Here is a 12,858-nt window from a genome sequence, read left to right as displayed (position 1 = left end):
AAGAGGTATATTTGCACATTAATTAAATCAAGAGTAAAAAGATGGCGAGAGCCATCTATAAATAACGATAACTTGTATGGGTAGCAACAAACGATTTGCCGAACATAGCGGACTGAACTTATCAGATATCAATAAAGATATGCTTGCGAAGTGGCAGGCTGAAGATCTTTTCAAGGCTTCCCTAGCTGAGAGAGCAGGGGCACCTAGGTTTATCTTTTACGAAGGACCTCCTTCCGCCAATGGCATGCCGGGAATCCATCACGTCATGGCACGTACTATCAAGGATCTATTTTGTCGGTACAAGACTATGAAGGGGTACCTAGTAGAGCGTAAAGCTGGCTGGGATACTCATGGGCTACCTGTGGAGCTTGGTGTGGAGAAACGTCTGCACATTACCAAGGCCGATATCGGAAGTAAAATCAGTGTAGAGGAGTACAATCAGGCTTGCCGTGAGGAGGTGATGAAGTACACAGCTGAGTGGCGTAGCCTTACCGAAAAGATGGGCTATTGGGTGGATATGGATCACCCCTACATCACCTACGACAATCGCTATATTGAGACCCTCTGGTACCTACTAAAGCAACTCTACGAGAAGGGATTGCTCTACAAGGGGTACACCATTCAGCCCTATTCGCCGGCTGCAGGTACTGGACTTAGCTCTCACGAGCTGAATCAGCCAGGCACCTACCGAGATGTCAAGGATACGATGGCGACGGTGATGTTTGAGATCAAAGAGCCTGCAAAAGAGCTGACTGCACACGGCACGGCTTACTTTATCGCTTGGACCACCACCCCTTGGACTTTGCCAAGTAATACAGCGCTTGCTGTAGGACCAAAGATTGAATATGTGGCTGTACAGACCTACAACCCCTATTCATTAGAGCCGATGACTGCTATTTTGGCGAAGCCACTACTCTCGGCATACTTCAACCCAGAAGGGGCGGAGCTACCTATGGAGATGCCCGAAAAGGGGGCGAAAGTGATGCCTTATCGAGTAATCAAAACCTATACTGGCAGTGACCTAGAGGGAATGATGTACCAGCCACTTTTCTCTTGGGTAAACCCTGGGAAGGGCGCTTATCGAGTGATTACTGGTGACTTCGTATCGACAGAAGATGGTACGGGTATTGTACACATTGCACCTACGTTTGGTGCTGATGACCAAAAGGTGGCGAATGCCCATGGGGTGCCAGCTCTGATGCTACTTGATAAGGAGGGTAAAGAGCGTCCAATGGTGGACCTACAAGGTAAGTACTTCCTCCTTGAGGAACTAGACCCTGACTTCGTAAGTGAGAAGATGGATGCCAAGGCCTATCAAGAGTTTGAGGGTAGATTTGTAAAGAATAGCTACGATGAGCAGCTCACCGATAAGGATGAGACGCTCGATATATCTATCTGTATGCAGCTGAAGCAGCGTGGGCTTGCCTTTAAGATTGAAAAGCAGAGCCACAGCTACCCTCATTGCTGGCGTACCGATAAGCCAATTCTTTACTACCCATTGGATAGTTGGTTTATCCGCAGTACCGCCCTTAAGGAGCGTATGCAGGAGCTCAATAATACGATTTTCTGGAAGCCTGCAAGTACAGGGGCTGGTCGCTTTGGTATGTGGCTACAAAATCTTCAGGATTGGAACCTAAGCCGCTCTCGCTACTGGGGCACCCCGCTCCCAATTTGGAGGACAGAAGATGGGCGTGAGGAGCTCTGTATTGGCTCGGTAGAGGAGCTCAAAAAAGAGATAGATAAATCGGTCGCTAAGGGGCTGATGAAGCAGAACCCTTATGCTGGATTTGTGGTGGGCGATAATAGCAATGACAACTATGAAGCTATTGAGCTACACCGCCCATATGTAGATGAGATTGTACTGGTGAGTGCCTCAGGGCAGCCTATGTACCGTGAGAAGGATCTCATTGACGTTTGGTTTGACTCTGGTGCGATGCCTTATGCTCAATTGCACTACCCATTTGAAAATAAGGAGCTGATTGATGACCACGGCTTCTATCCGGCCGACTTTATTGCCGAAGGAGTGGATCAGACTCGTGGGTGGTTCTTTACGCTCCACGCCATCAGCACCATGATTTTTGATAGTGTCGCCTTTAAGAATGTCATCTCCAATGGATTGGTATTGGATAAGAATGGCAATAAGATGAGTAAGCGCCTAGGCAATGGCGTTGACCCATTTGGGGCGATTGAGGAGAAGGGATCTGACCCGCTTCGATGGTATATGATTAGTAACTCATCTCCATGGGATAACCTCCGCTTTGATATGGATGGGGTGGACGAGGTGCAGCGTAAGTTCTTCGGGACTCTCTTCAATACCTATTCATTCTTTGCACTCTATGCCAATATTGACCATTTTGACCCAGAGAGTGAGGCGATTCCTTACGAAAAACGACCAGAGCTAGACCGCTGGATCATCTCGGCTCTCAATAGCTTGATTAAGGAGGTAACTACTGACTTGGACGACTATGAGCCAACCAAGGCAGCACGTGCGATCTCGGACTTTGTAAATGATCAATTGAGCAATTGGTATGTGCGACTAGCACGTAAGCGCTTCTGGGGTGGGGGTATGAGCGAGGATAAAGTCTCTGCTTACCAAACCTTATACCACTGTCTGGTGACCGTTGCAAAGCTTATTGCTCCGGTGTCGCCTTTCTATGCAGATCGCCTATATCGTGACCTTACCAATGGTGATAGATCGGTTCATCTCACGGCCTTCCCAGAAGCGGATGAAGCACTGATCCACAAGGGACTAGAGGAGTCGATGGACTATGCACAGCGAATCAGCAGTATGGTGCTAGCACTTCGCCGTCGTATGGATATCAAGGTACGCCAGCCACTCTCTAAGTTTTTAGTGCTTACCGACGATTTGGTAGCACGCGAAGCAATTGACAGGGTGAAGGAGCTGATCCTTAATGAGGTGAATGTAAAGGAACTGGTGTTTGCCGATACTTCGGCCGATGTGGTTCAGCGTAAGATTAAGCCCAACTTCAAGGCTTTAGGCCCTGTCTTTGGCAAGGAGATGAAGCAAGTAGCTGCCTATCTCGGAGGGTTATCGAATAAAGATATTATTGACTTCCAGAATAATGGGAAGTTGGAGTACCTTGGCAAGGAGATTCTCCTAGACCAAGTAGAGGTGATCTCTGACGATGTGCCAGGTTGGCTGGTACAGAATGAGGGCGCCATTACAGTGGCACTCGATGAGACGATCACTCCCGAACTACGACTTGAGGGATTGGCAAGGGAGCTGGTGAATAGAATTCAGAATATCCGTAAGGCGAAGGACTTCAACGTATCGGATAAGATAAATATTGTACTCGAGAATAATAGTCAGATCGAGGAGGTGCTCAAAGCTCATCACGACTATATCGCCACCCAAGTGCAAGCTTTGGAGATCACGATGAGAGATCTCCATAATGAGGGTGAGCCACTAGACCTAGATGAGGAGGTGAGCCTCTCCATTCTGATTAATAAAGCTGAGTAAGTTAAGAACGTTTTGAATAGAGATAGAGATATGGAAAAGAATAGCTACAGTCCGGAGGAACTACAAGAATTCCGCGAGATAATAGAGAAGAAGCTAGCTAAGGCACGTCGCAACTATGACCTACTAGTCTCTACGCTGGATACGAATGATGGTAACGATATTACCGATACCACTCCTACGTATAAAAACCTTACAGAGAGTGCGATGCTCCTCTCAAAGCAGGAGACTGCAAGCCAAGCAGCAAGGCAGCAGAAGTTTATTAAAAACCTCGAGGCGGCACTTGTGAGAATTGAGAATGGCACTTACGGGATCTGTAGAGCCACAGGAAAGCTTATCCCCAAGGAGCGACTTCGTGCTGTACCTCACGCTACACTAAGTATAGAGGCCAAGGAGTCGGGACATAAGTAATAGGGAAGTCTTTTATGGTTCGTTCAACCACTATGGCTTTAGATCCACGCTACACTACAAAGTCGCGTGCGTGGATAGCTATTCTGTTTGCTCTCGCACTGCTACTTATAGACCAGGCTATCAAGATATGGATCAAAACCCACTTGATGCTTGGCGAGAGCATTCATGTGACCGATTGGTTTTACCTCTATTTTACTGAAAACCCAGGGATGGCTTTTGGTTGGGAGGTGATAGATAAGCTATTCCTCACGATATTCCGCATAGTGGCGAGTGTAGCCATTGCGTGGTTGGTAGCTAAAATCATCAAGGGTCGATACTCTATTGGTTTCCTACTCTGTATGGTAGCTATCTTTTCAGGTGCAGTCGGTAATATCATTGACTCCATTTTCTATGGAAAGATATTCTCACATAGTTATGGACAGATAGCTACCTTATTTCCCGAGGGAGGAGGATATGCCAATTGGCTTCACGGCAAAGTGGTCGATATGTTTTACTTCCCTATCATCAATACCACTTGGCCAGAGTGGATGCCTTTTTGGGGCGGGGAGGAATTGGTATTCTTCAGACCGATATTCAACTTTGCGGATGCTTGCATCTCTGTAGGGGTTGTCTGTCTCATCCTTTTTTATGCCCACTCATTTAGCCATCTGCTAGGCGGTTCGAAGGGTGTGGAAGAGGATAAAGTTGCCGCTAAAGAAGATGAAGAGGCTTAGACTGGGCACCATATTTCTTTTACTGATGCTCCTAATGACTCAGTGCCAAAAGCCATTTGGTGTCTTAGGAGAGAAGAAAATGAGAGCCATCACTAAGGATCTGATTCTCACTGAGGCTTACTTACAGCAGAATAATTACTCTGACTCTATTGTAATTTCATCCTACGAAGGGGTGTTTAAGAAGCATGGGGTAACTCGTGCCGAGTACGACTCTTCATTCGTCTGGTACTCTGCCAATGCCCACAAATTATCCGACATCTATACGCAAATCAATGCCGAATTGGAGGCTTCAAAAGCCGTGGTGGATACTTTTCTTACCGACTCTATACATAAATATAGAGTGCGGTTTGAGCCAGGGGAGAGCTTTTGGTCCACAGACAAACGGCTCTACATTCCTGCTAAGGAGAGACTGTTTATATATACTCAGTCAATATACAATAGTGAGGATCTACAGCCCTCAGACTCACTGCTCTGGAGTGCTATAAGGGTGGGGGAGTTACCCGATACGCTTGATATAGAAGTGCAGTTGCTGATCGTAAATCAAGATGGGTATCGGTTTGATAAAATAAAGGGTTCGCAAATATCAATCAATGCCTTTCGGCTGGAGAGCAAGCTACTTCTACCCGATAGTCTGCCCCCAAATCCTCGCTTCACGCTTTTCCTAAAATTGCAGAAAAGTAATCACCCCCTTTACCTTCAGCAGATATCTTTAGCCAAGAAGGAAGAGGAATTGCGAACTAGTGAGGAATCTAATGAGCCCGAGAACGAAGAGACAGCAAATGATGAGGTACTCCCTGTAGAAAACCAACAAGAGTTAGAGCCAGAAGAGCCACTAGAAGCCAATTAGCCCCACTTTCAGTACGAACAAAGTATAATTTTTCTTATTATAGCAAATTATCGTTGGTAGGGAATAATATTATTTGTAGCTTTGAAAAAATACAGAGCTTTGCTCTGATAACCTATAATAGCGACGGAAGAGATAATAAGTAGTTTATGGACAATAAAATTCAAGAGTTAGCCGAGAAGATTTACAAGGATGGCGTAGCTAAAGCTGATGCCGAAGCAGGTCAAATCGTAGCTAATGCTGAGCGTTCGAGCAAAGCAGTGGTGGAGAAGGCGGAAGAAAAAGCCAAAGCCATTATAGCCAATGCCACAGCAGAAGCAGAGCAAATCAGGAAACAATCTGTTACTGAGGTGAAGAATATGGTTAATGGCGCAGAGGAGTCTCTTCTCCTTAAGATTACCGACTTGGTCAATAGTAAGGCGGTCAAAGCAGCCATTGATGAGACTTTTGCTAAGCCTGAGTCTCTATACCAGGTGGTATTGGAAATGGCTAAGCAGACCCTTAATGATAACTCAAAGGGGGTAGAGATCACCACTAGCGATGCAGAGGCATTGGAGAGCTATATCCGATCTAAGGCCAAAGAGGTGCTTGATAATGGAGTAACGATTAAGGAGGTGGCTGGTAAGGCAGCTAACTTTGATATCTCTCCAGAGGGGGCAGACTACAAGATAAATGTAAGCAAAGAGGCATTTACGAAGTACTTCACAGAATTTATGCGTCCACGTATGCGTGAAATCTTATTTGGGGGAGAGAAGAACGCATAACCTGATTGAAGAAGGACAGACCATGAGTGAATACTATACACTAGGGGCTCAACTTCCGATGCTCAAAAAGGGCGACTATCGCAATCATGCCCTCACTAGTAAAGACTTTGTAGATATCCTCCTAAAGCAGGCAACCAAGCGAGATCGCCGACAGGTGGAGTTGCTTCTCTTAAGAGAAGACAACGCCCTCCTTTTGCAACTCCTTCGTGATAGTTACGCAACTGAAGAGGAGCGTAAACTGTATGTACTTGGTGAGGAGAAATTGAGGACTTTGATTGACTCGATAAGTAAGCGATTAGAGGCAGAGCGTAATGCAGTGACCATTTACCAAGAGCTTGAGTACCCTCGACTACCTAAAGGCGTCTATCCCCAATATATGATTGACTTCGTTACTACCTACCTTAAGGAGCAGATGGAGGGGGTCAATCAGTCCTATTTTTATAGCGATCTACTTTTGATGGGATATGCCGACTATATTCAGAAGCATGGCAATAGTTTTTTACGCAAGTGGTTTGCTTTGGAATATGATATCGCAGCCATATTTGCGGCAATAACTGCTGACCAATTCAAGCTAAAAAGGGAGCAATATATTCTTGGTACGCGTCCGCTTCATCAGCTCTTACGAGAGGGCAATTGGCATGAAATTGCCTACTTACCAGAGGGAGAGATGGTTGATGCAATGCGTAGGATCGCCGATGAGAAGGACTTGGCTATCAGAGAGGAGAGAATTGATGAATACAAGTGGAACCTGCTAGATGAGGTAACCTTTACAGACATTTTCTCAATCAATGCAATGCTCACCTATCTACTGAAGCTTCAGATACTTGAGCGTTGGGAGAAGCTTGATAAGGTTCAAGGCGAGCAACGCTTCAAGACTATTGTAGCCACTCTTAATGGTGAATTTAGAGAGGAGATGCAGGACTTCAAAAGGGAACTTAAGCAGGTAGCTAAGGCGAAGAGAATAGATGTAAAGCACACACACGAAAGTTGATAGATAAATAAACACAAGATACAAATGAAAACAACCGGCAAGGTGATAGGAGTGGTCTCCAACCTCGTGACCATCCTCGCAGACGGCCCAGTAGCACAAAATGAGATCTGCTACGTGACAGTGAAAGGGCGTGACCTGATGGCAGAGGTAATTAAGGTGGAGGGAAATCATGCCATTGTGCAAGTATTTGAGAGCACGCGTGGTATGCGTGTGGGTGATATAGCTACTTTCGAGCAACATATGTTGGAAGTACAGCTAGGTCCAGGTATGCTATCAAAGAATTATGATGGTCTTCAAAATGACCTCGATAAGATGGAAGGGGTCTTCCTGAGTCGTGGTCAGTATACCGACCCTCTGGATCGGGTGAAGCTTTGGGCTTTTAAGCCACTTGCCAAAGTGGGAGATAGTGTGGAAGCCGCTAGTTGGTTAGGGGAGGTAGATGAGAACTTCCAGCCCCACAAAATTATGGTGCCTTTCGTTTTTGAAGGGAGCTACACCGTTAAGAGCATTGTCCCCGAAGGGGAGTACAATGTAGATCACGTGATTGCTGTACTTCAGGATGCTGATGGCAACGACCATGATGTGACGATGGTACAGCGTTGGCCAGTAAAGAAAGCCAATAATGCCTATCAAGAGAAGCCAAGACCTTTTAGGCTGCTCGAGACTGGGGTGCGTGTGATCGATACCATGAATCCGATTGTGGAGGGAGGTACAGGATTTATCCCCGGTGCTTTTGGTACAGGAAAGACGGTGCTTCAGCACGCAATCTCTAAACAGGCCGAGGCAGATATCGTGATTATGGCAGCCTGTGGTGAGCGTGCCAATGAGGTGGTGGAGATATTTAAGGAGTTCCCTGAGCTAGAGGACCCTCATACAGGTCGTAAGCTGATGGAGCGTACCATCATCGTCGCCAATACCTCCAATATGCCTGTGGCCGCACGTGAGGCTTCAGTATACACCGCTATGACCATGGCAGAGTATTATAGAAGCATGGGGCTGAAAGTACTTCTTATGGCTGACTCTACTTCACGATGGGCACAAGCACTCCGTGAGATGTCCAATCGACTAGAGGAGCTTCCGGGACCTGATGGATTCCCTATGGACCTTTCGGCTATCATCGCCAACTTCTATGCACGTGCCGGCTTTGTTTACCTTAATAATGGCAAGACCGGATCCATCACCTTTATTGGTACTGTTTCCCCTGCGGGTGGTAACCTAAAGGAGCCTGTGACGGAGAATACCCAAAAGGTAGCTCGATGCTTCTATGCTCTTGAGCAGGACCGTGCCGACCGTAAGCGTTACCCTGCAGTCAATCCTATTGAGAGTTACTCTAAGTACATAGAGTATCCAGAGTTTAGAGAGGATATCTCTAAGCGTGCTGGTGAGGGTTGGCTGGACCTTGTAGAAGAGGCAAAACGACGTATGCTGAGAGGTCGTGAAGTGGCTGAGCAAATCAATATCTTGGGCGATGATGGTGTGCCACTAGACCACCACGAGACCTTCTGGAAGTCGGAGTTGATTGACTTTATCATCTACCAGCAAGATGCATTCGACGATATCGACCAGATTACTCCCCTTGAGCGTCAGGGATTTATGATGAGGCTAGTGATGGGCATCTGTGCTAAGAACTTTGCCTTTGACAACTTTGAAGAGGTCTCTGACTTCTTTAAGCGATTAATCAACCTGCTGAAGCAGATGAACTACTCTGAGTATAAGAGTGAGCAATTTGAGAAGTACTTGGCGGAGGCGAACCAATTGGTAGCCAACCAAAGTGAAGAGGGAGCAGAGTAAAACTTTTTGAAAGAGATAGTAAAAGTATGGCAACAACAGCTTTTCAGAAGATATATACCAAGGTGACTAAAATCACCAAAGCAACCTGTACCCTCAATGCTAAGGATGTCGGATTTGATGAGTTGGCTCTTGTTAATGGCAAGCTAGCTCAGGTGGTACGAATATATGGTGATGAGGTAACCCTTCAGATATTTAGAGGAACAGAAGATATCCCTACCAATGCTGAGGTGATATTTCTAGGTCACGCTCCTGCTCTAAAAGTAAGCGAGCAGCTTGCTGGGCGTTTCTTCAATGCCTATGGCGAACCTATTGATGGTGGACCAGAGGTGGAGGGGCGTGAAGTAGAGATTGGTGGCCCATCTGTCAACCCTGTTAGACGTGAGCAACCTTCGGAGTTAATCGCTACTGGTATTTCAGGTATCGACCTCAACAACTCCCTTGTGACGGGTCAAAAGATTCCATTCTTTGCCGACCCCGACCAGCCTTACAACCAAGTAATGGCTACTGTGGCGATGCGTGCGGAGTCTGATAAGATCATCCTCGGAGGTATGGGTCTGACCAATGATGACTACCTCTACTTCCGTAATACATTCCAAAATGCTGGTGCCCTTGACCGTATCGTGAGTTTCGTCAATACCACTGAGGATCCATCAGTTGAGCGACTATTGATCCCTGATATGGCTCTGACTGCTGCTGAGTACTTTGCAGTAGAGAAAAAAGAAAAAGTATTGGTGCTTCTTACTGATATGAGTAACTACGCCGATGCCTTGGCAATCGTCTCTAATAAGATGGACCAGATCCCATCCAAGGACTCTATGCCAGGCTCTCTATATTCTGACCTTGCTAAGATCTACGAGAAAGCGGTGCAATTCCCCGACGGTGGTTCTATCACTATTATTGCTGTCACTACTCTATCAGGTGGAGATATTACCCATGCTGTGCCAGATAACACTGGATATATCACTGAGGGTCAGCTCTATCTAAGACATGATAGCGATGTAGGTAAGGTGATTGTGGACCCATTCAGAAGCTTGTCGCGACTTAAGCAATTGGTGATTGGAAAAAAGACAAGAGAGGATCATCCACAAGTGATGAATGCCTCTGTGCGACTATATGCTGATGCGGCCAATGCACAGACAAAGCAGGAGAATGGATTTGACCTTACCGATTATGACCAGCGGGCTCTAGCCTTTGCTCGAGAGTACTCAAGGAACTTGCTTTCTATCGATGTCAATATTGATACTACTGAGATGCTTGATACTGCTTGGTCACTCTTTGCAGAGCACTTTACACCTGCCGAGGTGAATATCCGCCAAGAATTTGTAGATAAGTATTGGCCTAATAGTGCTCAATAAGAGCTCTTAGGAGATAGAGATAATGGCTATAAAATTTCAATACAATAAGACCTCACTACAGGAGCAACGCAAACAGCTCAAGGTTCGTGAAAGAGCTCTCCCTACGATTAAGAGTAAGGAGAGTGCCCTCCGAATGGAGGTGAAGCGAACCAAAGACCATGTGGAAGCGATGGAGCGGAAACTAGAAGAGAGTATGCAGAGCTTTGATAGTATGGTAGCCCTTTGGAATGAGTTCGATCCCTCTATAGTCCAAGTGAATGATGTGGAGATCCATATCAAGCGATTTGCGGGCGTGCAGATACCAGAGCTTGGAGAGATTGACTTTGAAGTGCACCCATTTAGTCTGTTGACTACTCCATCGTGGTTTATGGAGGGGACACAGCTCATTAAATCCATGGCGACTATTGGGATAGAAGCAGAGGTCGGACGCATCAAGCTAGACTTGCTGGATCATGCTCGTAGGAAGACCACTCAAAAGGTTAATCTCTTTGAGAAGGTGCAGATACCTGGCTACCAAGATGCTATTCGCAAAATCAAGCGCTACTTAGAGGATGAGGAGTCACTCTCTAAGGCGTCACAAAAGATAATGCGAGCCAATATAGAGGAAAAAGCTAAAGAAAGGAAAGGAGAAGAGCTATGATTGAAACAATGAAGCGGTATTCCTACTTTGTTTACGAGCCAGAATACCAATCTTTTCTGAAGCAACTACGTGCACTTGGAGTGGTACACATTAAGGAGCGTACCAATCCAAAGGAGATAGCCTCTTTTGCTCAAAATCTACAGAAGCAGGAGGATATCAAGCAACTCAAGCAACGGCTCACTACCTTCCGCAATGGTCATCCATTGGCAGAAGGGGAGACGAGAGATGATATTGCTCACGACCAGCTCCCTAAGGAGGTGCTAGAGGAATATACCCTCTATACTGAGAGCTATAAGGAGACCCTTGACAAGCTACAGGAGATATCCGATCAGTTGATGTTAGTTGAGCAAAAGCAAAAGGAGTTAGAGGTCTGGGGCGACTTTGATCTTGAGCTCATTACCAAGCTACGTGAGTCAGGTCATCACCTCCACTTTTGGGTGGCTCAGCAAAATAGCTATGACACAGCGTGGGAAGAAGCATATCAAGCTATTAAAATAGCTGACCAAGGGCGATATATATACTTCGTTACGGTTTCTCCTACAGAGGCACCTCCTACATTAGAGGGTGCAGATCTTCAGAAGCTGCCAAAGAAGAGTCTCAGCCATCTGAGGCATGATGAGGAATTGCTACACGAAAAGAAGCAGTTGCTGGAGAATACTCAAAAGTATTTAGCTTATCATCCAGAGGTCCTTGACGAGGAGATGGCAACGCTGCTTAACACTTACAATATGAGCAATGCCAATCTTCAAGGAGAGCGGCTTTATGGCGATAAGTTGGTGATCCTTGAAGGGTGGGTGCCTGAGAGAATTGCTAAGGAGATGGAGCAAAACCTTCAGGATAGTGGCGTTGCCTTTACTGAACTGGAGGTAGGTGATGAGAGCGAAGTGCCAATCAAGTTGCATAATAATCGCTTTGCTCAAGCTTTTGAGCCAATAGTGGAGTTGTTTTCTCTGCCTAATTATGGAGAGCTCGACCCAACTCCCTATATTGCTCCATTCTTTATGATCTTTTTTGGTATCTGCTTTGGAGATGCCGGCTATGGTTTGCTCACCTTTATTGTGGCTACCATCTTGAAGCGTAAGGCTAAGGAGTCCAAGAAGATGCTTCTAGAACTGATTCAATGGCTAGGAATTGGTGGACTAGTAATGGGATTTTTGAGTGGCTCTTTCTTCGGCATTGAGCTGGTCAAAGTACCTTTCCTCGCCTCGATTAAGGAGTACTTCATCTCGTCCGAGAATATGATGGTGATCTCACTAGCACTCGGTGTGATACAGATTATCTTTGCTAAGTATATCGGAGCACTCAAGCGTACTAAGCAAGTGGGATTTAAGCGAGCCCTCTCTTCGTATGCATGGCCTACGCTGATTATTGCTGCAGGGTTGCTCTTTGGGTTGCCTATGGTCGATATTACCCTACCTCAGTGGCTAGAGTATGTACTGTATGGCTTTGTAGGGATCTGTGTTCTACTTGTCCTATTCTATAATAGCCCTGGCAAAAACATATTCGTCAACTTTGGGGCTGGATTGTGGGATACGTACAATGCGGCAACTGGTCTATTGGGAGATACCCTCTCCTATATCCGCCTATTTGCTATCGGACTTACGGGAGCTGTGCTAGGTGGCGTATTTAACCAACTAGCTGGGATGGCCACTGCTGGGTTACCAATATTCCTGGCAATACCTATAGGAGCTGTTATTCTCCTGATTGGTCATGGCATCAATTTTGCACTGACCACCATCGGAGCACTGGTACACCCTATACGATTGATATTTGTGGAGTATTTTAATAACTCCCAATACGAAGGAGGCGGAAAAGCTTACAATCCTCTTCGAGAGATCAAGTCAAACGAAGAGTAAGTGGATAATTGAGAA

10 protein-coding genes are annotated in these 12,858 nt (G+C 46.0%); all 10 read left to right on the top strand.

Annotated elements, in window-relative coordinates:
- Positions 1–76: 76 nt before the first annotated feature.
- The 10 genes from ileS (at position 77) to MWL85_RS05385 (ending at position 12,843) form a co-directional block, all read left to right on the top strand.
- Positions 77–3,481: an isoleucine--tRNA ligase gene (gene ileS, locus MWL85_RS05430; RefSeq protein WP_244401756.1), complete on the top strand. Its 3,405-nt coding sequence runs from the start codon at positions 77–79 to the stop codon at positions 3,479–3,481.
- Positions 3,482–3,511: 30 nt separating this feature from the next.
- Positions 3,512–3,889, top strand: a complete 378-nt coding sequence (locus MWL85_RS05425; protein ID WP_018027994.1) for a TraR/DksA family transcriptional regulator — start codon at positions 3,512–3,514, stop codon at positions 3,887–3,889.
- Between the two features lie 32 nt (positions 3,890–3,921).
- The gene (locus MWL85_RS05420) at positions 3,922–4,602 is read left to right on the top strand and encodes a lipoprotein signal peptidase (protein ID WP_244401755.1); all 681 of its coding nucleotides are present in this window, start codon (positions 3,922–3,924) and stop codon (positions 4,600–4,602) included.
- Positions 4,589–5,449, top strand: coding sequence for a DUF4296 domain-containing protein (locus tag MWL85_RS05415; protein ID WP_244401754.1), 861 nt, complete (start codon positions 4,589–4,591; stop codon positions 5,447–5,449). Before MWL85_RS05420 ends, MWL85_RS05415 begins: the two co-directional genes overlap by 14 nt.
- Positions 5,450–5,595: 146 nt before the next feature.
- The gene (locus tag MWL85_RS05410) at positions 5,596–6,210 is read left to right on the top strand and encodes a hypothetical protein (RefSeq protein WP_070707256.1); all 615 of its coding nucleotides are present in this window, start codon (positions 5,596–5,598) and stop codon (positions 6,208–6,210) included.
- A gap of 22 nt (positions 6,211–6,232) precedes the next feature.
- Entirely contained in the window at positions 6,233–7,201 is a 969-nt protein-coding gene (locus MWL85_RS05405) for a DUF2764 family protein (RefSeq protein ID WP_244401753.1), read from the top strand.
- Positions 7,202–7,225: 24 nt separating this feature from the next.
- A complete protein-coding gene (locus MWL85_RS05400; protein WP_018027989.1) occupies positions 7,226–8,992 on the top strand; it encodes a V-type ATP synthase subunit A in 1,767 nt (588 codons plus the stop codon).
- Between the two features lie 26 nt (positions 8,993–9,018).
- Entirely contained in the window at positions 9,019–10,347 is a 1,329-nt protein-coding gene (locus MWL85_RS05395; protein ID WP_018027988.1) for a V-type ATP synthase subunit B, read from the top strand.
- A gap of 22 nt (positions 10,348–10,369) precedes the next feature.
- Positions 10,370–10,987 carry a V-type ATP synthase subunit D gene (locus tag MWL85_RS05390; RefSeq protein ID WP_018027987.1) on the top strand — a complete coding sequence of 206 codons (618 nt, stop codon included), beginning with the start codon at positions 10,370–10,372 and terminating at the stop codon, positions 10,985–10,987.
- The gene (locus MWL85_RS05385; protein WP_244401752.1) at positions 10,984–12,843 is read left to right on the top strand and encodes a V-type ATP synthase subunit I; all 1,860 of its coding nucleotides are present in this window, start codon (positions 10,984–10,986) and stop codon (positions 12,841–12,843) included. The genes MWL85_RS05390 and MWL85_RS05385 overlap by 4 nt, the downstream gene beginning before the upstream one ends.
- Positions 12,844–12,858: the final 15 nt, after the last annotated feature.

It is taken from the genome of Porphyromonas somerae (assembly GCF_022845615.1).
Taxonomy (GTDB): domain Bacteria; phylum Bacteroidota; class Bacteroidia; order Bacteroidales; family Porphyromonadaceae; genus Porphyromonas_A; species Porphyromonas_A somerae.
The sequence above is the reverse complement of the archived record's forward strand: the minus strand, read 5'-3'. Positions and strand labels throughout refer to the sequence as shown.

Bases quoted from the DNA above. Each gene is read 5' to 3' on its own strand.
- ileS (WP_244401756.1), top strand. From the start codon at position 77: ATGGGTAGCAACAAACGATTTGCCGAACATAGCGGACTGAACTTATCA.
- MWL85_RS05425 (WP_018027994.1), top strand. From the start codon at position 3,512: ATGGAAAAGAATAGCTACAGTCCGGAGGAACTACAAGAATTCCGCGAG.
- MWL85_RS05420 (WP_244401755.1), top strand. From the start codon at position 3,922: ATGGCTTTAGATCCACGCTACACTACAAAGTCGCGTGCGTGGATAGCT.
- MWL85_RS05415 (WP_244401754.1), top strand. From the start codon at position 4,589: ATGAAGAGGCTTAGACTGGGCACCATATTTCTTTTACTGATGCTCCTA.
- MWL85_RS05410 (WP_070707256.1), top strand. From the start codon at position 5,596: ATGGACAATAAAATTCAAGAGTTAGCCGAGAAGATTTACAAGGATGGC.
- MWL85_RS05405 (WP_244401753.1), top strand. From the start codon at position 6,233: ATGAGTGAATACTATACACTAGGGGCTCAACTTCCGATGCTCAAAAAG.
- MWL85_RS05400 (WP_018027989.1), top strand. From the start codon at position 7,226: ATGAAAACAACCGGCAAGGTGATAGGAGTGGTCTCCAACCTCGTGACC.
- MWL85_RS05395 (WP_018027988.1), top strand. From the start codon at position 9,019: ATGGCAACAACAGCTTTTCAGAAGATATATACCAAGGTGACTAAAATC.
- MWL85_RS05390 (WP_018027987.1), top strand. From the start codon at position 10,370: ATGGCTATAAAATTTCAATACAATAAGACCTCACTACAGGAGCAACGC.
- MWL85_RS05385 (WP_244401752.1), top strand. From the start codon at position 10,984: ATGATTGAAACAATGAAGCGGTATTCCTACTTTGTTTACGAGCCAGAA.